We start from the raw sequence: 20,508 nt of genomic DNA on the forward strand, positions 1-20,508 counted from the left end.
GGAAGGTCAGCTGGACCCCCGCCTGCGCGGGGGTGACGGTTAGTTTTCGTCCCGCGCCACGCGGAAGCCCGCGAAGTCTTGCGTCACCGGCATGATCTCCAGCCGGTTGACGTTGAGATGCACGGGCAGCTCGGCGACCCAGCGGATCGTCTCGGCAATATCCTCGCCCGTCATCGGGTGCGCGCCCGAATAGAACTCGTCGGACTTGTCCTGGCTGCCCGTGCGCACGGTGGTGAATTCGGTCTCGACCATCCCCGGCTCGATGCTCGTCACACGCACGCCGGTGCCGTGCAGATCGGCGCGGATCGCCAGCGTAAAGTGGTTCACGAAGGCCTTGGAGCCCGCGTAGACATTGCCGCCGGGATAGACGTAGCTCCCCGCGACCGAGCCGATATTGACCAGCGCGCCCTTGCGCTCGATCAGGCCGGGCAGCATTTTGCGCGTCAGCCGGACCATCGCGGTCACATTGGTGTCGATCATGGTCTGCCAGTCGTCGAGATCGGCGTCCTGCGCGGGGTTGAGCCCCTTGGCGAGGCCGGCATTGTTGACCAGCAGGTCGATCCCGCGCCACTCCTCCGGCAGCCCGTCGATCGCCGCATCGCGCGCGGCGTCATCGGTGATGTCGAAGGCGAGGCCGAGGAAGCGATCCGCGCCCAGCTCCTGCGACAGCGCATCGAGCCGCTCCTGGCGCCGCCCGGTGCCGATCACGCGCCAGCCGTTCTCGACCAGCAGCCGCGTGGTGGCACGGCCGATCCCTGCGGTCGCTCCGGTAATCAGGGCTGTTTTCATGCTCTCAACTCCGCTCCGGTTTTCGCCGCCGCTTTCACGACCGCGTCGGAAATCGCCTTCAGTTCCTCGTCGGTGAAGCTCTTCTCGCCCGGCTGGAGCGTGACTTCGAGCGCGAGCGAGGTCTTGCCTTGCGGAACGCCCTGCCCGTCGAACCGGTCGAAAATGCGCGCATCGACGATCCGCTGCTTGTCCGCGCCGCGCACCGCCTTGACCAGATCGCCGGCGGGCATGTTGCTGTGGACCAGGAACGCGAAGTCGCGCGTCACCGGCTGGAGCGCAGGCGGGCTGTAGGTCGAGCGGGCGAACTCGGCGTTCTTCTTCGCGGGGATCGCATCGAGGAAGATCTCCGCTGCCACGACAGGCCCGTCGATGTCGAACGCCTTGAGCGTCGCGGGATGCAGTGCGCCGAAGCGGGCGAGCACCTTCTTCGGGCCGAGCCTCAGCGTGGCCGACTGGCCTGGGTGGAACTGAGTGCCAGCTTCCCCCATCACCATCAGGTTGTCGACCGGGGCGCCTGCGGCTTCGAGCAGCGCGAGCGCCTCCGCCTTGGCGTCGTAGGCGTGGAAGCCTTGCGCCTTGCCATTGGCCCAGCCGCGCGGCGTCTTCTCGCCCGCGAGGACGAGGCCGAGCGTCGCGCGCTCGTCGCTATGGCCGCTTCCCCCTCGGAAATAACGTCGCCCGATCTCGAACAGCCGCGCACCCGCCGCGCCGCGATCCGCAGCGCGCTTGGCGGCGGTCAGCAGGCCCGGCAGCAGCGAGGGGCGCATGGCTTTCAGGTCTTCGCTGATCGGGTTGTCGAGCACCCACAGATCGGCACCATCGGCGAAATGCTCCGCTTGCGCCACCGGAAGGAAGCTCCACGTCACCGCTTCGTGCAGGCCGCGCGCAGCCGCCGCGCGGCGCAGCTTGCGCTGGACCAGCTGCTCGGGCGTGGCGGTCGGCTTGGCGACGCCGGGCGCGCGGGTCAGCGGGACGCTGGCGACCTTATCGAGCCCTTCGATGCGGACGACTTCCTCGACCAGATCGGCAGGCCCTTCGATGTCGTGGCGGCGCGGCGGGCAGGTGACCTGCCAGTCGTCCGCCACCTTGAAATCGAGCGCGGTCAGGATCGCGCGCTGGCGGTCCTCCGCCACCTCGACCCCGCCCAGCTTCGCGGTGCGGGCCGGGTCGAATTGCACGACCTTGGGCTCGACCGGCGGCTGGCCTGCGCGCACCACTTCGGTGGGAGTGCCACCGCAGGTCTTCACGATCAGCGAGGTCAGGATCGCGAGCCCCTCGTCGAGGAATTCGGGGTCCACGCCACGCTCGAACCGGGTGCGTGCGTCCGAAGTCAGGCCCAGCTTGCGGCCGGTCACGCCGATCCGCGCCGGGTCGAAATACGCGATTTCGAGCAGCACGTCGGTCGTGGCTTCGGTGGCGCCCGAATGCTCGCCGCCCATGATCCCGGCGACATCGTGCACGCCCGCATCGTCGGCGATCACGGTCATCGTGTCGTCGAGCGTGTAGGTCTTCTCGTTCAGCGCCTCGATCTGCTCGCCGTCCTTGGCGCGGCGGGCGACCACCGGGCCGGTGAGCTTGGCGAGATCATAGACATGCGCAGGCCGCCCGAAGGCGAGCATCAGGTAATTGGTGCAATCGACCAGCGCCGAAATCGGCCGCTGGCCTGCGGCCTTCAGCCGCCGCTGCATCCACTCAGGGCTAGCGCCGTTGCTCACGCCGCGAATCACGCGGCCGTAAAAGGCCGGGCAGCCCTCGGCATCGTCGGTGCGGATTTCGACCGGGCAGGCGCCTTCGCCCGAGACATCGCCCGCTTCGACCGGTTTGAACGTGCCAAGCCCCGCTGCCGCCAGATCGCGCGCGATGCCCATCACGCCCATGCAATCGGGGCGGTCGGGGGTGATCGCCACGTCGATGATCGGCGAGGCGGCGTGATATTCGGCAAAGCTCGCGCCGACCGGCGCATCGGCCGGCAGCTCGATGATCCCGTCGTGCTCCTCGCCCAGCTCCAGCTCGCGCACCGAGCACATCATGCCGTTCGATTCGACGCCGCGGATCTTGGACTTTTTCAGCTCCATGCCGTTGGCAGGCACGACCGCGCCGGCCACGCCGAGCACGCCCTTCATCCCGGCACGCGCGTTGGGCGCACCGCACACGACCTGCAAAGGCTCGCCCTCACCGGTGGAGACGGAGAGCACCTGCAGCTTGTCCGCATCGGGGTGCGGGCCTGCGGTGAGCACCTCGGCGACGGTGAATCCGGCGAGCTTTTCCGCCGGATCCTCGATCCCCTCCACCTCGTGGCCGATCGCGTTCAGTGTGTCGGCGATCTCCTGCACCGAGGCGTCGGTTTCGAGGAAGTACTTCAGCCATTCGATCGAGAACTTCATGCGCGCGCTCCCACACCGCCCGAAAGCGTCGGTTGGTCGAAGGGCGAGAAGCCGTAGTGCGACAGCCAGCGGGCGTCGCCGTCGAAGAAGGCACGCAAGTCGTTCATTCCGTATTTGAGCATGGCGAGGCGATCGATCCCGAGGCCGAAGGCGAAGCCCTGCCACTCGTTCGGATCATAGCCCGCGAATTCGAGGACGCGCGGATTGACCATCCCGCTGCCGCCCAGCTCCATCCAGTCGTGCCCCTCGGCATCGCCGTGGCCGCCGACCACGCGGCGTCCGCCTTCGTTGGAATAGCCGACGTCGAACTCAACCGAAGGCTCGGTGAAGGGGAAGTAGGACGGGCGCAAGCGCAACACGATGTCCTCACGCTCGAACAGCGCCTTGAAGAAGGTCTCCAGCGTCCACTTGAGATGGCCGAGGTGAATGTCGCGGTCGATCGCGAGGCCTTCGACCTGGTGGAACATCGGCGTGTGGGTCGCGTCGCTATCGCTGCGATAGACGCGGCCCGGCGCGATGATCCGCACCGGCTCGCCGCCGTTCTGGGAAGCCGCCTTCATCGTGCGGATTTGCACCGGCGAGGTGTGCGTGCGCAGCAGCATCCGGTTGCCGTCGCCATCGCGGTCGGGGAAATAGAACGTGTCCATCTCCGCGCGCGCGGGGTGCGTTTCGGCCATGTTGAGCGCGGTGAAATTGTGCCAGTCGTCCTCGATCTCGGGGCCGGTGGCGACCGCGAAGCCGAGGTCCGCGAAAAGCTCTGCGATCTCGTCCATCACCTGGCTGACCGGGTGCACGCTGCCCTGCGGCATCTGCGGCGCGGGCAGCGTGAGGTCGATCACTTCGGTGGCGAGACGCGCTTCGAGCGCGGCGGCTTCGAGCACGGCCTTGCGATCCTCGATCGCATCGGCGACGCGCGCGCGCATCCCCTGCAGACGCGGCCCTTCGGTCTGGCGCTCTTCCGGGCTCATCTTGCCCAGCGTCTTCATCAGCGCGTTGAGCCAGCCCTGCTTGCCCAGCGCCTCCACCCGGATCGCCTCGACCGTCTCGAGATCGTCGGCGGCATGCAGCCGCTCCAGCGTCTGGGTGACTTGTGCTTCGTGTTCGGTGCTCATGATGGGGCGCTCGCTAGACGAATGGGGGACAAAGAAAAAGCGCCTACCCGGGTGGGTGGCGCTTCCTCTTTTCAAACAGCTTCGATCAATCAGGCAGGAAGCGCGTCCTTGGCCTGCTTGATGATCGCCTTGAAGGCCGCTTCCTCGTTCATGGCGAGGTCGGCCATCACCTTACGGTCGAGCTCGATGCCGGCCAGCTTGGTGCCGTGCATGAACTGCGAATAGGTCAGGCCTTCGGCGCGCACGGCCGCGTTGATGCGCTGGATCCACAGCGCGCGGAAGTTGCGCTTCTTAACCTTGCGGTCGCGATAGGCGTACTGGCCGGCCTTTTCGACCGCCTGACGGGCGACGCGAATCGTATTCTTGCGACGGCCGCGATAGCCCTTGGCCTGGTCTAGGAGCCGCTTGTGCTTCTGGCGCGTGGTAACGCCGCGTTTGATGCGAGGCATGGTATTATCCTTTCAGAATTTGTTGTGATGCGAGGGGATTGCCCCTCAAGCACTCACTTCAGGCCGTAAGGGGCCCACTTTTTCACGTGATCGACATCTGCGCTGGAGAGCACGTCGGTCCCGCGGTTCTGGCGGATATACTTCGCATTGTGGCTCATCAGGCGGTGGCGCTTGCCGGCGACACCGTGCTTGACCTTGCCGGTCGCGGTGAACTTGAAGCGCTTCTTCACACCGCTCTTGGTCTTCATCTTGGGCATTTTCATCTCCTTGACAGAGACACGTCCGAACCAGCCCTGGCAGCCCTTACAGCCAGACCGGCGGTGAATTACGTGTCGGTGAAGGCGGGCGATCTAGCGATTCTAAGCGAAAACGCAAGTCAGAAGTGGGCGAGGTAGCCGCCGTCGACTGCGAGCACCTGCCCGGTGATGTAGCCCGCATCGGGAGAGGCGAGGAATGCGACCGCGCCCGCGATCTCATCCGGCTGGCCCCAGCGGCCCAGAGATGTCCGGCGCTTCAGATGCGCCGCAATCTCCTCGTCGGCGACCATTTCGGCGTTGGTCTCGGTCGCGAAATAGCCCGGGGCTACCGCGTTGACCGTAATCCCGTGCGGGCCGAGTTCCGCCGCAAGCGCCCGGGTCAGCGCGTCGAGCCCGCCCTTGCTCGCGGTGTAGGCCACGTCGCCGCGCGCGATCTGGCCCGCGATCGAGCTGACATTGACGATCCGGCCCCAGCCGCGCTCGATCATGCCCGGCGCGATCCTGCGGGCGAGGTCGTAAGGAGCGGCGAGGTTGGTCTCCAGCATGGCCGAAAAGGCCTCGCGCGGCAGATCGGCCAACGCGCGGCGGTCGCGCATCCCGGCATTGTTGACGAGGATGTCGATCGCGCCTGCTTCGCTGAGCGCAGCCTCGCAGGCGCGCGAATCGTCGAGGTCGAACACCAGCGGCTGCGTCCCGCCGCCGACATCGGCAAGCGCGGCCTCGTCGCGGCCCGAGACCAGCACGCGTGCGCCGTTTTCCGCCAGCCGCAGGGCGATCGCCTTGCCCAGCCCGCGCGCCGCACCGGTGACCAGCGCCGTGCGCCCGCTCAGATCGAGATGTCCCCCCGTCGTCATGGTCAGTGCTCGTAGATCATCTTCACAGTCATGCCACCATCGACGTTGATCGCCTGTCCGGTGACGAAGCCTGCGCCGATCAGCCAGTCGACTGTCTGCGCGATGTCCTCCGGGTTGCCGACGCGGCCTACGGGGTGCTGCGCCTTGTCCTGTTCGCGATGTTCGACCTGTTCGCGATTGGCCTGCTTCTGCCAGTTGCGCGTCTCGATCCAGCCGGGGCGGATCGCGTTGACGCGGATCTTCGGGCCGAGCGAGACCGCCATCGCGTGCGTCAGCGCGTCGAGCCCGCCCTTGGCGGCGGCATAGCCGTAGGAATTGGGCTCGCTCATCACCGCGCGGGTGGAGGAGATGTTGACGATCGTCCCGCCATCGCCGCGCCGCAGGAAGGGCAGGAGCGAGCGGCTGCACAGGAAGGCGGCGGTCAGGCTGGCGTCGATCCAGCTCTGGAAGTCGGCCAGCGACAGGTCTTCGAGCGGACCGGCATAGGGGTTGGCGATACCCGCGTTGTTGACGAGACAGGTCAGCGGCGCGCCGTCGAGCCATTCGGCCAGCCGGTCCGCCGTGTCGATCACATGCGCTTCCTTGCCCGCATCGCCTTCGACCAGCAGCAGATCGCCATCGAGCCCCTCGCGCAGCTCAGCCAGCGCTTCCTCGTCCGGGTCCAGCCCGGCGACGCGCCAGCCCTTGTTGGCGTAGTGGATGGCCAGCGCACGGCCGATGCCGTTGCCGATACCGGTGATGAAGATCGTTTTCTTGGTCATGGCCCGGCAACGCGCAAGGTGGCCACAAAGTGCCGTGGAATCGGAGACTTAGTCGCGACCCAGAATCGCGCGGCGGTTGGTCTCGCGCAGCCATGCTCCGAAATGGCCGCCGGGGATCGGCTCGGCATCCCCGGGCAGGTCGCGCACGTAGCAATAGGCAAAGCCGCTGGTCGCGGTCCCGTCGTCAAGCGCTACCGTAAGCTCGCGCCGGGCATATTCGGCACCGGGCCCGTCATGCGCATCCTCGAAATCGTCCATCGCGGGCCAGTCGACGCCGCTGGCATCGTGGAGCATCCCGTGGACCGTGCCGCCATCGGCATCGGGCAGGAGGATCGGATACCACCCGCCATCAGGCCCGCGCAGCCCGTAGAGCGTGCCGCGCACCGTCGCGGCCCGCCCTTCGTCGAGCGGGGCGATCAGCTGCGCCGCGCGGCCCTTCGCCAGTTCGCGGTTCAGAACGCCGTACGCGAACAGCCGCATCAGTGCTCTTCGTGCGCGTGCCCGGCCAGCGCCTCCAGCACATCCTCCAGCCGCGCGGGGTCGCCCAGCGCGATCACCGATCCGTCGCTTTGCGCGTCCAGCGGATTGCCCTGCCAGTCGCTCATCGTGCCGCCCGCACCCTCGACCACCGGGACCAGCGCGGCATAGTCGAACAGCTTGAGACCCGATTCGCACACGATGTCGATCTGCCCGCCCGCGAGCAGACCGTAATTATAGCAATCGCCGCCATAGACGATCATGCCCTGCCGCTTGTTGCCGCCGACCGCATGGGCCAGCCGCATGTAGCCATCGGCACCCTCGGCATCGAAATAGTGCGGGCTGCTGGTGGCGAGGATCGCCGCATCGAGGCTCTTGCACGAACGCGTGCGGATTTCCTTGCCGTTGAGCGTGGTCGGCATGCCGATTCGCCCGACCCAACGCTCCCCCGTAATCGGCTGGTCGATCAGTCCCAGCACCGGCCAGCCATCCTGCATCAGCGCGATCAACGTGCCGAAGATCGGCCGCCCGGCGATGAAGCTGATCGTGCCGTCGATCGGGTCGAGCACCCATTGCCGGCCCGACCGGCCCTCATGCTCGGGATATTCCTCGCCCACGATCCCGTCCTGCGCGTATTCGGACATCAGGATCGCGCGCATCGCATCCTCCGCCTCGCGGTCGGCGATCGTCACGGGCGAGGCGTCGCCTTTGAACTCGGGCGAGACTTCGCGGAAATGCGGGCGAATCGCCTCGCGCGCAGCATCGGCCAGCCGGTGGGCGACCGCCAGTTCGTCGTCGAGTTTCATCGCGCGGCTCTCCTTTATGGTGCCCGCCCTAGTCGAACAGGCTGGAAACCGAGCTTTCATCCGCAATCCGCCGCACCGCTTCGCCGATCAGCGGGGCGATGGTGAGATAGCGGATGCGCTTGGCATCCTTTGCTGCTTCGGCGGCGGGAATCGTGTCGGTCACCACCAGCTCGGTCAGCTGCGAGGCATCGACCCGCGCCACTGCCGCGCCCGACAGCACGCCGTGGGTGATGTAGGCCGCGACCGAGGATGCCCCCTGTTCGAGCAGCGCGTCGGCCGCGTTGCACAAGGTGCCGCCCGAATCGACGATATCGTCGATCAGCACGCAGTGGCGGCCCTGCACGTCGCCGATGATGTTCATCACCTCCGATTCGCCGGGCCGGTCGCGCCGCTTGTCGACGATCGCCAGCGGCGCATTGTCGAGCCGCTTGGCCAGAGCGCGCGCGCGGACCACGCCGCCCACGTCGGGGCTGACCACCATCAGGTCGCGGTCGCCGTAACGGGCCTGAATGTCGGCAGCCATCACGGGCGCTGCAAACAGGTTGTCGGTCGGGATGTCGAAGAAGCCCTGGATCTGGCCCGCGTGCAGGTCCACCGCCAGCACGCGGTCGGCCCCGGCCTGGGTGATCAGGTTGGCGACCAGCTTGGCACTGATCGGCGTGCGCGGGCCGGGTTTGCGGTCCTGCCTGGCATAGCCGAAATAGGGGACCACGGCGGTGATCCGGCGGGCCGATGCGCGCTTCAGCGCATCGATGCAGATCAGCAGCTCCATCAGGTTGTCGTTCGCCGGGAAGCTGGTCGACTGGAGCACGAACACGTCCTCGCCGCGCACGTTCTCGTGGATCTCGACGAACACTTCCTCGTCGGCGAATCGGCGCACGCTGGCGTCGGTCAGCGGAATTTCGAGGTAGCCTGCGATCGCACGGGCGAGGGGCAGGTTCGAATTGCCGGCCATCAGTTTCATAAGGGAGGCGGTCCTTGTTGGAGGCGGGGCGGGGTCGGTTGCGCGGCTAAACCGCCGGTCACACGAATGCAATGTGTGGTTCGCGTGTGCGCCCCGGATCGCGCGCTCAAAACGCTTTCCTACTGCTGCCCGTTCGTGGCTTAGAATGCCCGATGGCGAAGCCCAGTGCCCACCATTTGCGCCGCCGCCCCGGCTGGTTCCGCCCCGTGCCGCTGCGCACCCGGCGCGACGGGTGGAGCGTGGCGCGCCAGTGCGCCTTTCTCGTGCAGCTCTACCTCACCGGATCGGTCGCCGTGGCGGCGCGCCATGTCGGGATGAGCCGTGCGAGCGCCTATCGCCTGCGGGCACGCCCAGAGGCACGGTCGTTTGCCGATGCGTGGGACCGCGTGCTGACCCCGCCCGGGTCGGGTCGCTTCGAAGGCGCGCGCGAGGATTTCCGGAAGGTGACGGATACGCAGCTGTTCGCGCGGGTGAAACGCGGGCTGGTCAGGCCGGTGGTCTATCGCGGCGCCATGGTCAGCATCGCGCGCAAACCGGACATTCCTGCGCTTTTGAGGCTGACGCGCAGGGTCGGCTCACCAGATCGCGATCGCCTGTCTGCGGGCCCGGGCAAAGACGGAGCGAGTTTGCCATCCGGGCCCGGTAAATGTGTTACGCCAACGTCTCCCCGCAGACTACCGGATGCGGTGCTCGCCCCGAATCCAGCGCGAGTCCCAGTTCGGGGTGCGAAGGCCGTTGCACTTACGGAAACGCCAGCGTCTCCCCGCAAATCACCGAATGCGGTGCTCGCCCCGAATCCAGCGCACCGTGCCGCTCGACGCGCGCATCACCACGCTTTCGGTGGTCATTCGTCCGCCCTTGCGGCGCTTCACGCCTTCGAGCAGCGATCCCGAGGTCACGCCGGTCGCGGCGAAGATGCAGTCGCCCTTGGCGAGATCTTCCAGCTTGTAGATCCGGTCGAGATCCTCGATCCCCCACTTGGCGGCGCGGGCCTTCTCGTCGTCGTTGCGGAACACGAGGCGGCCGTTGAACTGCCCGCCGACGCAGCGCAGCGCGGCTGCGGCCAGCACGCCCTCGGGCGCGCCGCCCTGGCCCATGTACATGTCGATCGTGGTGTCCTCGTCGGTGACCGCGATCACCCCGGCGACATCGCCGTCGCCGATCAGCACCACGCCGCAGCCAAGCCCGCGCAGCTCCGCGATCAGCTCCGCATGGCGCGGCCGGTCGAGCACGCAGACGATGATCTCTTCGGGCTTCACGCCCTTGGCTTCGGCGACCGCGCGCACGTTCTCGCTCGGCGACTTGGCGAGATCGATGATACCCTCGGGGTAGCCGGGGCCGACCGCCAGCTTGTCCATATAGGTGTCGGGCGCGTTGAGCAGGTTGCCCTTCTCCGCCGCCGCGAGCACGGCGAGCGCGTTGGGCCCGGCCTTGGCGGTGATGGTGGTGCCTTCCAGCGGGTCGAGCGCGATGTCGATCTTGGGCCCGGTGCCGGGCGCGCCGCCCACCTTCTCGCCGATATAGAGCATGGGGGCCTCGTCCCGCTCGCCCTCGCCGATCACCACGGTGCCGTCGATCTCGAGCTTGTCGAACGCCTTGCGCATCGCTTCGACCGCGGCGGCATCGGCGGCTTTCTCGTCCCCGCGACCGACCAGCTTGGATGCGGCGATCGCCGCTTTTTCGGTGACTCGTACCAGTTCGAGCACCAGCACGCGATCCAGTTCATTGGCGAGTTCGTTGGACGTGCCTGAAGTGTTCATTGGTAATTCAGCCCTTCTGGTATCGTTTGCCTTGGTTGAAGCGCCTAGTCGGGGAGCGGGCCTGTGTCGATACGAAGCGCTTTTGTCATCACGATTTGCGGCGGCGTGGCGCTGGCTGGCACGCCCGCTGCGGCGCAGGATCGCGAGGATGTGGTCGGCCCGGTGCTGGAAGAGGCGCGGCGTGCCTATGGCGCGCCCGAGCCGGAGCGCGAACTGCCCGCCGACTGTCCCGAATCGGCCGACAACGAAATCGTGGTCTGCGCGCCCGTGGAACAGAACCCGGACCAGTACCGGGTGCAATCGCGGCTGGAGCGCGGCGACGAGAGTCATCTGGAGTGGACCGGGCAGGCGCCGGACGTCTCGGGCCCCGGCATCTTCAAGGGCCCGGCGACCGTCAGCGGCTGTATCAAGGGCATCAACTGCCCGCCGCCCCCGGCCTACATCATCGACTTCTCCGAGCTGCCCGAGGCACCGCCGGGGTCTGACGCGGACCGGATTGCGCGCGGTCTCGCTCCGCGTGGCTCGGCCTATGATGGCGGCGCTTCTGCCGATGGCCAGCCTTCCGACGAGCAGGCACAGCCGCAGGAGGCCCCGCCGCCCTCGCCCGAAGGCTGAGGCGAATCAGTCCTGCAGGATCGGCATCGAGAGCGGCGGCTCGACGATGCTCTGCGATCCCTGCAACCGGGCCAGCGCATCGCGGATGTTGCGGGCAGGTGCGCGGTGGGTGGTCAGCGCGACCATGATCCCGCCGGCTTCGGGGTCGACCCCCTCGCCTTCCTGGATCAGGCTCTGGATGCTGACCCGCGCATCGCGCATCGCGGCGGCCAGCTCGGCGAGCACGCCGGGGCGGTCCGCAACGACGAAGCGCAGGTAATAGCGTGCCTCTCGCGCCCCCGAATCGGCCCGCTCGGCCACCGCCAGCTGCCCCGCCGGGACGGCGAGCGGCGCGCGCGCCTGGCCTCTGGCGAGCGCGACTACGTCGGCCACGATCCCGCTGGCGGTCGCCGCACTGCCCGCGCCCGCGCCCTGGATCAGTATCGGGCCCGACTGGTCGCCCAGCGTCAGCACCGCGTTGGTCGGCCCGTCGATTCCGGCAAGCAGGTGATCGGCAGGCAGCAGGCACGGGCGGACCCGCTGCAGCAGCGCCGGTGCCTCCCCCGGTCGATCGACCATGTCCGCCATCGCGACGAGGCGGATCTTGTACCCCAGCCGTTCGGCCTGGGCGATGTCGGCGGCGCGCACGTCGCGGATGCCGTTCACCTCGACGCCCGCGAAATCGGGCCGCAGGCCGAAGCCGAGTGCGGCGAGAATGGCGAGCTTGTGCGCCGCATCGCCGCCATCGACGTCGAGCGCGGGATCGGCCTCCGCGTAACCGAGTCGCTGGGCCTCGGCGAGCGTCTCGCCAAAGTCCTCGCCCGAGCGCTCCATTGCGGAGAGGATGTAATTGCTGGTGCCGTTGAGGATGCCCTCGATCCGGTCGATCCGGTTGGCAGACAGCCCGTCGCGCATGGTCTGGAGGATCGGCGTGCCCGCACACACCGCAGCCTCGAACAGCAGCGCCGCGCCCGAGGTTTCCGCCGCCTGCGCCAGCTCGAACCCGTGGGTGGCGATCATCGCCTTGTTCGCGGTCACCACGCTGCGCCCGGCAGACAGGCTGGCGCGGGCGAGATCGAGCGCGGGGCCGTCGGTGCCGCCCATCACCTCGATCACCGCGTCCAGCCCCTCGACCTGCGCCAGATCGGCCGGATCGTCGCACCACTGGTATCCGGAAAGGTCGATCCCCCGGTCCCGGCCACGCGTCCGCGCGCTAACCGCGACCACCTCGATCGGCCGCCCGGCGCGCGCGGACAGGAGATCGGCGTTGTCGTCCAGCAGGCGCAGCACCCCCGTGCCGACCGTGCCGAGGCCTGCAAGGCCCAGTTTGAATGCATCGCTCATGAGCGCGAGGGCTTAATGCCGCGGCGCACAATGGCAACCACCCGCGGCACCTGCCTGACCGATTCAGTAGCGGATGGTCGGCACCTCGCGCAGCCGCGGGCATGGGCCCAGCTGGGCGATCACGTAGCGATAGTCATCACTCGCCCGCGCACGGTCGGCGGGTTCGCGCGCCAGGTTGGCCTCGCTCGGCAGGGTCCGCGGCATCGCGCAGGCAAGGCGATAAGCGGCCAGCGATCCGCGCGGCGGGATCCGCACCGCCTGGTCGACGATCTCGGAGAAGGACACGCCCCACACCGGCTCCATGCCCGGGCGACGCACCACGCTGATTGCGGCGGGGGCATCGTCGACCGTCTCGAGGAAGATCTGCGTTTCCGATTCGCCCGCCAGCGTTCCCGCGACCGAAAGCGCATCGCGCACCCCGGTGATTCGCGAAGGCGCATCGGGGGCGACCAGCTGTTCCAGAATGAGACGCGTGCGGCGTTCCAGCTCCGCGTTCCAGCGCAGCTGCGCGTCGGGCGCGACCAGCTGCAGCTCGCCCGGGCGGCCCGCAACGGGGCGCGCGAACAGGATCACTTCGGCATTGCGCAGGCTGGGCTTGCGGCCCCGCGCGTCGAGCGGGAGATCGACCAGATAGCGCACCCGTTGGCCAACCGGGGTGGCGCCCGCCAGCAGGCTCTGCGTTTCGGCCTCGATGTAAAATCGGGTATGGCCCGGTTGCAGACCCGGCGCGCGCTCGGGCTTAAGTTCGCTTTGCCGACGGACCTTTGCGCGCAGCACGAGGTCTGCGTAATCGGCCAGGTCGATCAGATCGGCATCGGTCGCCTGCTGCGGCACGGCTGCCGTCTGCCCGGTAGCGTCCTGCGCGTGCGCGGAAACCGCGATGCTTACCGGCCCGATCGCGAGTGCGGCGAGGGCAGTGACAATGATCGGCCTCAGGAACTTCAATGCGCTCTCCGGTATTGAGATTGGACGGACAAGCCGCCTTCCGATTAGTAAATTTTCACGATGCAGACACATTGGCTAGTGAATTCCAACTGAACCGACAAAGGGTTTGCAGTGGGTTTGCATCATGTCTAAGACCCGACCCGTCTGGGTGGACGGTACGGAAATTACCCGGACACGGCCCCACTGGCTCGTGACATTGCGCCTTCCGCCAGCCGGGAGACGCAATCGAATTGGCTAACGGGTCGTAAACTATCGCCGTCCGGTGCAGCCGCCGGACATGATCGCCGGGCCGCGCCCGGTGCTTGATGGAGTGATGCGACTGCATGGCTTATTCAGATCAACAGATGAGCGGCAACAAGATTGTCGCGATCATCATAGTCGGTCTTATTCATGTCGCCATCGGCTACGTCCTCATTACCGGCCTGGCCTATTCAGCCGTCAAGAAGGTCGTGGAACGGGTGACGACAGTCGATATCGAAGAACCGCCGCCCCCTGAACCCGAGGAAGAACCGCCGCCCCCCGAGCCGCAGCCGGATACTGCTCCGCCGCCGCCCGTGGCACCGCCGCCGCCGATTTCGGTTGCGACGAACCCGCCGCAGGTGCGCACGCAGCAGACGATTCCGCCGCCCGCTCCGCCGGCGCTGCGGATTCCCCCGGCCGCACCGGTTGCGCCTCCCGCGCCGCCGCCGCCGCCGCCCCCGCCTCCGCCGCCGGCCAATCCGCCGCGGCCGTCGAACGGGAACTGGATCACCGATTCAGACTACCGGTCGAGCTGGATCAGCCGCGACTACTCGGGCACCGTGTCGTTCACGCTGTCGATCGGCAGTAATGGCCGGGTTTCGGGCTGCTCGATCACCGGCGGGAACGCGCCGGGCGAGCTCAAGGACGCGACCTGCCGCCTGATCGAGCGTCGCGCTCGGTTCCGGGGTGATGCCGGGTCGTTCTCCGGAACGGTTCGCTGGGAAATTCCCAACTGATTTGAACGGCGCGCCCCCTGCTGCAGGGCAGACCGGGGGCGCGTCGAGGTTACTGGTTAAGACATTTTTTTTGGAGACTTCGCGATGTTCATCAATCTTATGGCGGCTGCCGGTGACGCAGGTCCGCAGACTGAATTCGGCTTCATGGAAGCTATGGAACAGGGCGGCCCGATCGCCTGGACCATTCTCGCCGTGCTCGTGATCATGTCGGTCGGTTCGTTCTACATCCTGATCACCAAGCTGCTCGAGCAGAACAAGGTGCTGGGTCAGTACAAGAAGGTCCGCAGCCAGTTCTGGCGTGCGAACAGCCTCGAAGAGGGCGCCGGCAAGCTCGACAAGAACAGCGCATGGCGCCAGATGGTCGACGACACCGTCGCGGCCCAGGCCTCGCACGGCAAGATGACCGACAGCATGGAAGCGCACGACTGGATGCACGGTTCGCTGGCCCGTTCGCAGGATGCGATCATGTCGCGCCTCAACGGCGGCCTCGCCTTCCTCGCCACGGTCGGTGCGACCGCGCCGTTCGTCGGTCTGCTCGGTACCGTGATCGGGATCTATCGCGCGCTGATCAACATCGGTCTCGCCGGTTCGGCCTCGATCGACAAGGTTGCCGGCCCGGTCGGTGAAGCGCTGATCATGACCGCGATCGGTCTGCTCGTCGCCGTGCCTGCGGTGTTCGCCTACAACTGGCTGATGTCCCGCAACAAGCGCATCGCCGAGCTGCTGACCGGTTTCTCGACCGACCTGCTGGCCTACGTCAACTCGAACGGCTCGGTTCGCCCGATGACTGCCGCTTCGACGCAGCAGGCTGCCAAGACCGTCAAGAAGTAAGTCGACAGGGGCCGCCCATCGCTGGTGGCGCGGCCCCCTTCGCTCACTTCTCTGGTCACATAACGGAATAGGACGCAAACCATGGCGATTTCCACGGGAGGCGACGGCAATACGCCGATGGCAGACATCAACACCACTCCGCTGGTGGACGTGATGCTGGTGCTTCTCATCATCTTCCTGATTGCGGTTCCTGTCGCGATCCAGACGATCGAGAAGCTCCAGATTCCGGTCTTCGAATCGGAAGAATCGAAGGACAAGGTCGAGAACCTGCAGCTCACCGTGAGCACCACCGATGCCAACGGCAACGCGGCCGGTGATCCGGGGTACAGCGGTGCGGTTCGTGACGGCGAATGCCGGGTCTACTTCGGCAACACCACGCCGGTGAGCTCGGAAGAGCTGTACGACCAGGCGTTCGAGCGGCTCGACAGCATCGTGCAACGTGCAGGTGGCCCGGAAGCCATCAAGGCAGAGCCCGACCTGATCCCGCAGGTGCACATTCGCGGCGACGTGAACGCACCCTGGCGGTGTGTCGCCGGCACGATCTACAACGTGCAGGCAGCAGGCTATCCGACCGTCGGGTTCATCTCGAACCCGGTCGATCCGAACGCCTGATCCGCCGCAGACAAAGATTTAGGAGACCACACCCATGGCTATGTCAGGCGGTTCCGATGATGGTGCCCCGATGATGGACATGAACATGACGCCGCTGATCGACGTCCTGCTCGTGCTCCTCATCATGTTCATCATCACCATCCCGGTGGCGACCCACGCGGTCAACATCGACCTTCCGCAGCCCAACCCCAACGATGCGCAGCAGGAGATCGACCCGGTCAAGAACAAGATCGTGTTGACCCAAAACGGCGAGATCCTGTGGAACGGCGAGGCCATCAATCAGGGCCAGCTGGTCCGCAATCTCCAGCTGACCCGCGATATCGAGCCCGAGCCCGAACTGCAGTTCGAGCCCGAGCCCCTCGCCAGCTACGACCTCTCGGCCAAGACGCTGAACATCATCAAGGCCTCGGGCGTGACGAAGTTCGGCTTCGTCGGCAACGAACAGTACCGCACCTTCGGCAAGTAGGTCCGGTTACATATTTGGCAGCATTGCGATGCAGCCAGTCGATCAGGGGGCGGAGCGATCCGCCCCCTTTTTCGTGCGTACTGGCCAAGCACGATTGATTGTTATACTATCTCTCTCGCGAGCCACAAAAGTGGCCGCCCTATGGGAGACAGGATGATGGCCAGTGCTGCAATCGACCGAGCCGTGAAAGCCCCCGCCCCGGTGGGCGAGATCAACATGACCCCGCTGATCGACGTCCTGCTGGTGCTGTTGATCATGTTCATCATCACCATCCCGATCGCGACCAACGCGGTGGAGATCGATGTCGGCGTTGGCGAGGGCAGCCCGATCGACCCGGTCATCAACAAGGTGGTGGTGACCGAGGACGGCGCAGTCCTGTGGAATGGCGAGGCCGTCTCCCAGCGCCGACTGGCGACCAACCTCACGCTGGCCAGCCGCGTGGCGCCCGAGCCCGAACTGCAGTTCGAGCCCGAGGCCAATGCGAGCTACGACCTGTCGGCCCGCACGCTCGCGCTCATAGAGGCCTCGCCGGTCACCAAGTTCGGCTTCGTGGGCAACGAGAAGTATCGCAAGTTCACGACCGACTAGCCCCACCGGCGCGCCCTAACCGGCGGGCCGCATCGCCTCGCCCGCAAGGCTTTCGGCCTCGAGCAGCAGTTCGTCGTCGACCGAGCCCTGCGGAAGGCTCTCGCGCCCGATCATCACCATCACCGGGACCGCAAGCGGGCTCACGCGGTCCAGCTTCACATGCACCAGATCGCCCTGCGCGCGGTCGAGCAAGTCGCCCAACCGCCCGACATCGGTCAACCGTGTGCGTGCGTCGGCCCAAGCGGCCTCGAGCAGCACATGCTCGGGCTCGTACTTGCGCAGCACGTCGTAGATCAGGTCGGTCGAGAAGGTGACCTGCTTGCCTGTCTTGCGTTTGCCCGGATGCTGCCGCTCGACCAGTCCGCCGATCACCGCCACCTCGCGGAAGGAGCGGCGCAGCAAATGCGAATCCTGCACCCAGTCGACGAATTCGTGCGCCAGAATATCTGGCGATAGCAGCGGCGCTGGATCCTCGACGGGCTTGAGCCCCCACACCGCCAGCGAATAGTCGTTTGCAACGAAGCCGCCGGGCATCAGCCCGCGATCCTCCATCCGCTTGGTAATCAGCATCCCCAGAGACTGGTTCGCGTTCCACCCGGTGAAAGTGTAGTAGACCGTGTATTCGCGGCCACCACGCGGGAAGCTTTCGACCAGCAGATTGTCCGGCCCCGGCAGCTCGCTGCGCCAGTCCTGCATCTCCAGCCACTCGCGCACATCGTCGGGAAAGCGCGCCCAGCTCGCGCGATCGACCAGCATGGCCCTGACCCGGTCCGCCAGATGCGTGGTCAGCGGCATGCGCGCCCCGCCATAGCTTGGGATCATCGCCGACTTGCTCGATGCGCGCACGATGATCTCCATGTCGCGCAGCTGCTCGACCTCCAGCGAGGTGCCGGCGAAGGCGAAGGTGTCCCCCGGTGATAGCTGCGCGGCGAAATTCTCCTCCACCCGGCCCAGCGAACGGCCGTTCCTGAAGCGCACCTCCAGCATCTGCGCATCCATGATGATGCCCGCATTCAGCCGATGGCGCGCGGCATGCTGCGGGTGGGTCAGCCGCCACTCGCCCGACCGGTCGCGCACGATCCGCTGAAACCGGTCGTAGGCCTTGAGAGCGTAGCCTCCGGTTGCAACGAAGTTCAGCACCCGCGCAAACACATCCTCGTCGATCCACGCATAGGGCAGGCAGCTGCGCACCTGCGCGAGCAACTCGGCCTCCTCGAACGGCGCGGCACAGACGCAAGCCATCACGTGCTGGGCGAGCACGTCGAGCCCGCCGGGCCGGAAATCCTCACCATCGCGCTGCCCTTCGTCGACCGCATCCTTGGCTGCCTGGGCTTCGAGAAATTCGAACCGGTTGCCGGGGACCAGCAGCGCACGACTGGGCTGGTCGAGCCGGTGATTTGCGCGCCCCACGCGCTGCAACAGGCGGCTGGAGCCCTTTGGCGCGCCCATCTGGACCACGCAGTCGATATCGCCCCAGTCCACCCCCAGATCGAGGCTGGCGGTGGCGACCAGCGCGCGCAGCTCGCCCGCCGCCATCGCCCCCTCCACCTTCTCGCGCGCCTCGCGGCTGAGCGAGCCGTGGTGAATGCCGATCGGCAGCTTGTCCTCGTTCACATCCCACAGGTGCTGGAAGATATATTCGGCGAGGAAACGCGTGTTGGTGAAGACCAGCGTGGTGCGGTTCTGCCGCAGCACCTCGTAGAGCTGCGGGATTGCCCAGGTCGCCGCATGGCCGCCCCACGGCACGCGGTTCTCGTCGGGCAGGAGGATTTCCACTTCGGGCGGAGCGCCCACCTCGCCCTGCACCACCGCAACCCGGTCTATCTCGCCATGGGGCGCCAGCCAGGCTCGAAAGCCCTCTTCGTTGGCGACCGTGGCTGAAAGCGCAGCACGTTGCATATCGGGTGCAATATGCTGCAACCGTGCAAGACACAGCGCCAGCAGGTCGCCACGCTTGCCTGTGGCGAAGGCGTGGATCTCGTCGATCACGATCCGCTGGCACCCGGCGAAGATATCGAAGCTTTCGGGGTAGGAGAGCAGCAGGGACAAGCTCTCCGGCGTGGTCAGCAGCACATTGGGCGGCTTGTCGCGCTGGCGGCGCTTGCGGTCGGACGAGGTATCGCCGCTGCGCGTCTCGACGCTGATCGGCAGGCCCATCTGCTCCACCGGAGCGATCAGGTTGCGCTGCACATCCTGCGCCAGCGCCTTGAGCGGCGAGACGTAGATCGTGTGCAACCCCTCCGGCGGCTTCGCATCGCCCAGCCTAGAGGGGGTGAACGCGGCGAGCGTCGGCAGGAAGCCGGCCAGCGTCTTGCCCGCACCCGTATCGGCCACCAGCAGCGCGTGATCGCCCCGATCGCTCGCCTCCAGCATCGCGAGCTGGTGATCACGGATGCGCCAGCCGCGCCCCGCAAACCAGGCTTCGATGTCAGGGGGAATGTCAGTGCTCGGCATGCCGCAACAATGCACGCGCAGCGGGAAAGAGCCGAGCTTCGTTACGCTCCGACTTCCTCCATCGCTTCCTCGAAGGCATCGGACGTCTCTTCGGTTTCGACATCGGGAATTGCCTGATCGTCATCACTCCACGCGTCATCTGCCGGTGCCCCGCCTGCGGCGCCCGCTTCCTCGGCCTTCGCTTCCTCGGCCTCAGCCATGCGCGCACGGAGCGTCGGCTGGTCGACGCCGAGCAGCTCGGCCGCGCGGCGCTGTTCGGAAGGAGTAAGGTCGTCATACCGGCGCGGCGCGGGCAAATCGCCTGCGGTATCGCCTTCACCGCCTAAAAGCGCAGGCATTTCCTGCATCAGCGCGGGCATCGCCTGCCCGACGCTGGCCATGATCTGTGGGTCGGTAAACATGATCAGGCTCTCGCCCGCATACTTCGCGCCAGCGGGAGTGGCGAAAAACGCATTGATCGCTTCCAGCTCGTCGGTGGAGAACCGCGTTGCCAGTGCCCGCGACAGACCTTCGCGCAGCCCCGGTTCGAGACTGCCGAAAACCCGCTCCATCATATCCGTCATCGCGGCCATCTCGGCCTCCATGCGTTCCTGATAAACCGGGTCGAAAATCGTGGTGAGCTCGCGCCGTTGCTCTTCAGTCAGCGCGTCGACCTCTTCGCCGTAGAGCCCCGTATAGTCGGCAAGATCAAGGCTGCTCATCGCATCGCCCTGCTCCAGAATCATGCCGAAGAGACCGCCAACGGTGCCGTCCATCATCTCGCGCATCATGCGCCCGTAAATGCCTTCCGGCACGAGCGCATTCGCAGCCGCACCCGCTTCAGGCAGTCTGGCCTCCTGCTCCGCAGTCAAAGGCTCCGCGCTGAAGATCGCGCCCATCAACTCGGCCAGGGCGACACCGGCGCTCTGGCCGGCCTCGTCCGGATCGGCTTGCTGAAGTTCGGCCTGGGTGTCTTCAGTCGCCTCTTCTGTCGCGCGCTCGTCCTGCGCCATCGCGGGCTGAGCCAAGGCTAGCGCGCCCATTGCGGTGACCAATGCGATATTCTTCATCGTGCTTCCTCACAGACTCCGGGAAACTTTCGCAA

General features: G+C 66.7%; 21 protein-coding genes. 6 read left to right on the forward strand and 15 right to left on the reverse strand.

The genetic code is table 11. From position 1 onward, the window contains the following. Positions 1–39: 39 nt before the first annotated feature. The 11 genes from K7H93_RS07170 to glpX all read right to left on the reverse strand — a co-directional run bounded on the left by K7H93_RS07170 (position 40) and on the right by glpX (position 10,613). Positions 40–789: an SDR family NAD(P)-dependent oxidoreductase gene (locus tag K7H93_RS07170; protein ID WP_230783036.1), complete on the reverse strand. Its 750-nt coding sequence runs from the start codon at positions 787–789 to the stop codon at positions 40–42. After that, the gene (gene pheT / locus K7H93_RS07175; protein ID WP_230783037.1) at positions 786–3,173 is read right to left on the reverse strand and encodes a phenylalanine--tRNA ligase subunit beta; all 2,388 of its coding nucleotides are present in this window, start codon (positions 3,171–3,173) and stop codon (positions 786–788) included. Before pheT ends, K7H93_RS07170 begins: the two co-directional genes overlap by 4 nt. Beyond that, complete coding sequence (gene pheS, locus K7H93_RS07180) at positions 3,170–4,285, reverse strand: phenylalanine--tRNA ligase subunit alpha (RefSeq protein WP_230783038.1); 1,116 nt, start codon at positions 4,283–4,285, stop codon at positions 3,170–3,172. Before pheS ends, pheT begins: the two co-directional genes overlap by 4 nt. An 89-nt stretch (positions 4,286–4,374) precedes the next feature. Continuing rightward, positions 4,375–4,734 (reverse strand): 50S ribosomal protein L20, encoded by a 360-nt coding sequence (gene rplT, locus K7H93_RS07185; protein WP_010239708.1) that lies wholly within the window; start codon positions 4,732–4,734, stop codon positions 4,375–4,377. A 53-nt stretch (positions 4,735–4,787) separates the two neighbouring features. Next, positions 4,788–4,991, reverse strand: a complete 204-nt coding sequence (gene rpmI / locus K7H93_RS07190; protein WP_010239706.1) for a 50S ribosomal protein L35 — start codon at positions 4,989–4,991, stop codon at positions 4,788–4,790. A gap of 119 nt (positions 4,992–5,110) precedes the next feature. Beyond that, on the reverse strand, positions 5,111–5,845 hold the full coding sequence (locus K7H93_RS07195) for an SDR family oxidoreductase (RefSeq protein ID WP_230783039.1): 735 nt from the start codon (positions 5,843–5,845) through the stop codon (positions 5,111–5,113). A gap of 2 nt (positions 5,846–5,847) precedes the next feature. After that, on the reverse strand, positions 5,848–6,606 hold the full coding sequence (locus K7H93_RS07200) for an SDR family NAD(P)-dependent oxidoreductase (protein ID WP_230783040.1): 759 nt from the start codon (positions 6,604–6,606) through the stop codon (positions 5,848–5,850). A gap of 48 nt (positions 6,607–6,654) precedes the next feature. Continuing rightward, positions 6,655–7,086, reverse strand: coding sequence for a gamma-glutamylcyclotransferase family protein (locus K7H93_RS07205; protein WP_230783041.1), 432 nt, complete (start codon positions 7,084–7,086; stop codon positions 6,655–6,657). Then, entirely contained in the window at positions 7,086–7,889 is an 804-nt protein-coding gene (locus K7H93_RS07210) for an inositol monophosphatase family protein (protein WP_230783042.1), read from the reverse strand. Before K7H93_RS07210 ends, K7H93_RS07205 begins: the two co-directional genes overlap by 1 nt. Positions 7,890–7,917: 28 nt before the next feature. After that, positions 7,918–8,853: a ribose-phosphate pyrophosphokinase gene (locus K7H93_RS07215; protein WP_010239689.1), complete on the reverse strand. Its 936-nt coding sequence runs from the start codon at positions 8,851–8,853 to the stop codon at positions 7,918–7,920. A 770-nt stretch (positions 8,854–9,623) separates the two neighbouring features. Next, positions 9,624–10,613, reverse strand: a complete 990-nt coding sequence (gene glpX / locus K7H93_RS07220; RefSeq protein ID WP_230783043.1) for a class II fructose-bisphosphatase — start codon at positions 10,611–10,613, stop codon at positions 9,624–9,626. A gap of 63 nt (positions 10,614–10,676) precedes the next feature. Between glpX and K7H93_RS07225 the strand changes: the two genes are divergently transcribed. Beyond that, a complete protein-coding gene (locus K7H93_RS07225; RefSeq protein WP_230783044.1) occupies positions 10,677–11,228 on the forward strand; it encodes a hypothetical protein in 552 nt (183 codons plus the stop codon). Between the two features lie 6 nt (positions 11,229–11,234). On the opposite strand, the gene K7H93_RS07230 is transcribed toward K7H93_RS07225, so the two are convergent. Then, on the reverse strand, positions 11,235–12,551 hold the full coding sequence (locus K7H93_RS07230) for a homoserine dehydrogenase (protein ID WP_230783045.1): 1,317 nt from the start codon (positions 12,549–12,551) through the stop codon (positions 11,235–11,237). 63 nt (positions 12,552–12,614) lie between these two features. Further along, positions 12,615–13,496: a hypothetical protein gene (locus tag K7H93_RS07235; protein ID WP_230783046.1), complete on the reverse strand. Its 882-nt coding sequence runs from the start codon at positions 13,494–13,496 to the stop codon at positions 12,615–12,617. 344 nt (positions 13,497–13,840) lie between these two features. On the opposite strand from K7H93_RS07235, the gene K7H93_RS07240 reads away from it, so the two are divergent. The 5 genes from K7H93_RS07240 (at position 13,841) to K7H93_RS07260 (ending at position 16,970) form a co-directional block, all read left to right on the forward strand. After that, on the forward strand, positions 13,841–14,473 hold the full coding sequence (locus K7H93_RS07240; RefSeq protein ID WP_230783047.1) for an energy transducer TonB: 633 nt from the start codon (positions 13,841–13,843) through the stop codon (positions 14,471–14,473). An 84-nt stretch (positions 14,474–14,557) separates the two neighbouring features. After that, entirely contained in the window at positions 14,558–15,304 is a 747-nt protein-coding gene (locus K7H93_RS07245) for a MotA/TolQ/ExbB proton channel family protein (protein ID WP_010239677.1), read from the forward strand. Positions 15,305–15,385: 81 nt separating this feature from the next. After that, entirely contained in the window at positions 15,386–15,916 is a 531-nt protein-coding gene (locus K7H93_RS07250) for an ExbD/TolR family protein (RefSeq protein ID WP_010239675.1), read from the forward strand. 34 nt (positions 15,917–15,950) lie between these two features. Further along, positions 15,951–16,382: an ExbD/TolR family protein gene (locus K7H93_RS07255; protein WP_029140622.1), complete on the forward strand. Its 432-nt coding sequence runs from the start codon at positions 15,951–15,953 to the stop codon at positions 16,380–16,382. A gap of 141 nt (positions 16,383–16,523) precedes the next feature. Further along, the gene (locus K7H93_RS07260; RefSeq protein WP_230783048.1) at positions 16,524–16,970 is read left to right on the forward strand and encodes an ExbD/TolR family protein; all 447 of its coding nucleotides are present in this window, start codon (positions 16,524–16,526) and stop codon (positions 16,968–16,970) included. Positions 16,971–16,985: 15 nt separating this feature from the next. On the opposite strand, the gene K7H93_RS07265 is transcribed toward K7H93_RS07260, so the two are convergent. Then, entirely contained in the window at positions 16,986–19,424 is a 2,439-nt protein-coding gene (locus K7H93_RS07265; RefSeq protein WP_230783049.1) for a ligase-associated DNA damage response DEXH box helicase, read from the reverse strand. Between the two features lie 41 nt (positions 19,425–19,465). Then, positions 19,466–20,473 carry a DUF2059 domain-containing protein gene (locus tag K7H93_RS07270; protein WP_230783050.1) on the reverse strand — a complete coding sequence of 336 codons (1,008 nt, stop codon included), beginning with the start codon at positions 20,471–20,473 and terminating at the stop codon, positions 19,466–19,468. Positions 20,474–20,508 lie beyond the last annotated feature (35 nt).

This window comes from Citromicrobium bathyomarinum, assembly GCF_021021475.1.
Classification (GTDB): domain Bacteria; phylum Pseudomonadota; class Alphaproteobacteria; order Sphingomonadales; family Sphingomonadaceae; genus Alteriqipengyuania; species Alteriqipengyuania bathyomarina.

What these genes read in the sequence shown, in the direction of transcription:
- K7H93_RS07265 (WP_230783049.1), bottom strand. Translation starts at nt 19,424, where the DNA reads ATGCCGAGCACTGACATTCCCCCTGACATCGAAGCCTGGTTTGCGGGG.
- rplT (WP_010239708.1), bottom strand. Translation starts at nt 4,734, where the DNA reads ATGCCTCGCATCAAACGCGGCGTTACCACGCGCCAGAAGCACAAGCGG.
- rpmI (WP_010239706.1), bottom strand. Translation starts at nt 4,991, where the DNA reads ATGCCCAAGATGAAGACCAAGAGCGGTGTGAAGAAGCGCTTCAAGTTC.
- glpX (WP_230783043.1), bottom strand. Translation starts at nt 10,613, where the DNA reads ATGAACACTTCAGGCACGTCCAACGAACTCGCCAATGAACTGGATCGC.
- K7H93_RS07205 (WP_230783041.1), bottom strand. Translation starts at nt 7,086, where the DNA reads ATGCGGCTGTTCGCGTACGGCGTTCTGAACCGCGAACTGGCGAAGGGC.
- K7H93_RS07260 (WP_230783048.1), top strand. Translation starts at nt 16,524, where the DNA reads ATGGGAGACAGGATGATGGCCAGTGCTGCAATCGACCGAGCCGTGAAA.
- K7H93_RS07200 (WP_230783040.1), bottom strand. Translation starts at nt 6,606, where the DNA reads ATGACCAAGAAAACGATCTTCATCACCGGTATCGGCAACGGCATCGGC.
- K7H93_RS07240 (WP_230783047.1), top strand. Translation starts at nt 13,841, where the DNA reads ATGAGCGGCAACAAGATTGTCGCGATCATCATAGTCGGTCTTATTCAT.
- K7H93_RS07250 (WP_010239675.1), top strand. Translation starts at nt 15,386, where the DNA reads ATGGCGATTTCCACGGGAGGCGACGGCAATACGCCGATGGCAGACATC.
- K7H93_RS07245 (WP_010239677.1), top strand. Translation starts at nt 14,558, where the DNA reads ATGTTCATCAATCTTATGGCGGCTGCCGGTGACGCAGGTCCGCAGACT.
- K7H93_RS07210 (WP_230783042.1), bottom strand. Translation starts at nt 7,889, where the DNA reads ATGAAACTCGACGACGAACTGGCGGTCGCCCACCGGCTGGCCGATGCT.
- K7H93_RS07230 (WP_230783045.1), bottom strand. Translation starts at nt 12,551, where the DNA reads ATGAGCGATGCATTCAAACTGGGCCTTGCAGGCCTCGGCACGGTCGGC.
- pheT (WP_230783037.1), bottom strand. Translation starts at nt 3,173, where the DNA reads ATGAAGTTCTCGATCGAATGGCTGAAGTACTTCCTCGAAACCGACGCC.
- K7H93_RS07170 (WP_230783036.1), bottom strand. Translation starts at nt 789, where the DNA reads ATGAAAACAGCCCTGATTACCGGAGCGACCGCAGGGATCGGCCGTGCC.
- K7H93_RS07255 (WP_029140622.1), top strand. Translation starts at nt 15,951, where the DNA reads ATGGCTATGTCAGGCGGTTCCGATGATGGTGCCCCGATGATGGACATG.
- K7H93_RS07270 (WP_230783050.1), bottom strand. Translation starts at nt 20,473, where the DNA reads ATGAAGAATATCGCATTGGTCACCGCAATGGGCGCGCTAGCCTTGGCT.
- pheS (WP_230783038.1), bottom strand. Translation starts at nt 4,285, where the DNA reads ATGAGCACCGAACACGAAGCACAAGTCACCCAGACGCTGGAGCGGCTG.
- K7H93_RS07215 (WP_010239689.1), bottom strand. Translation starts at nt 8,853, where the DNA reads ATGAAACTGATGGCCGGCAATTCGAACCTGCCCCTCGCCCGTGCGATC.
- K7H93_RS07195 (WP_230783039.1), bottom strand. Translation starts at nt 5,845, where the DNA reads ATGACGACGGGGGGACATCTCGATCTGAGCGGGCGCACGGCGCTGGTC.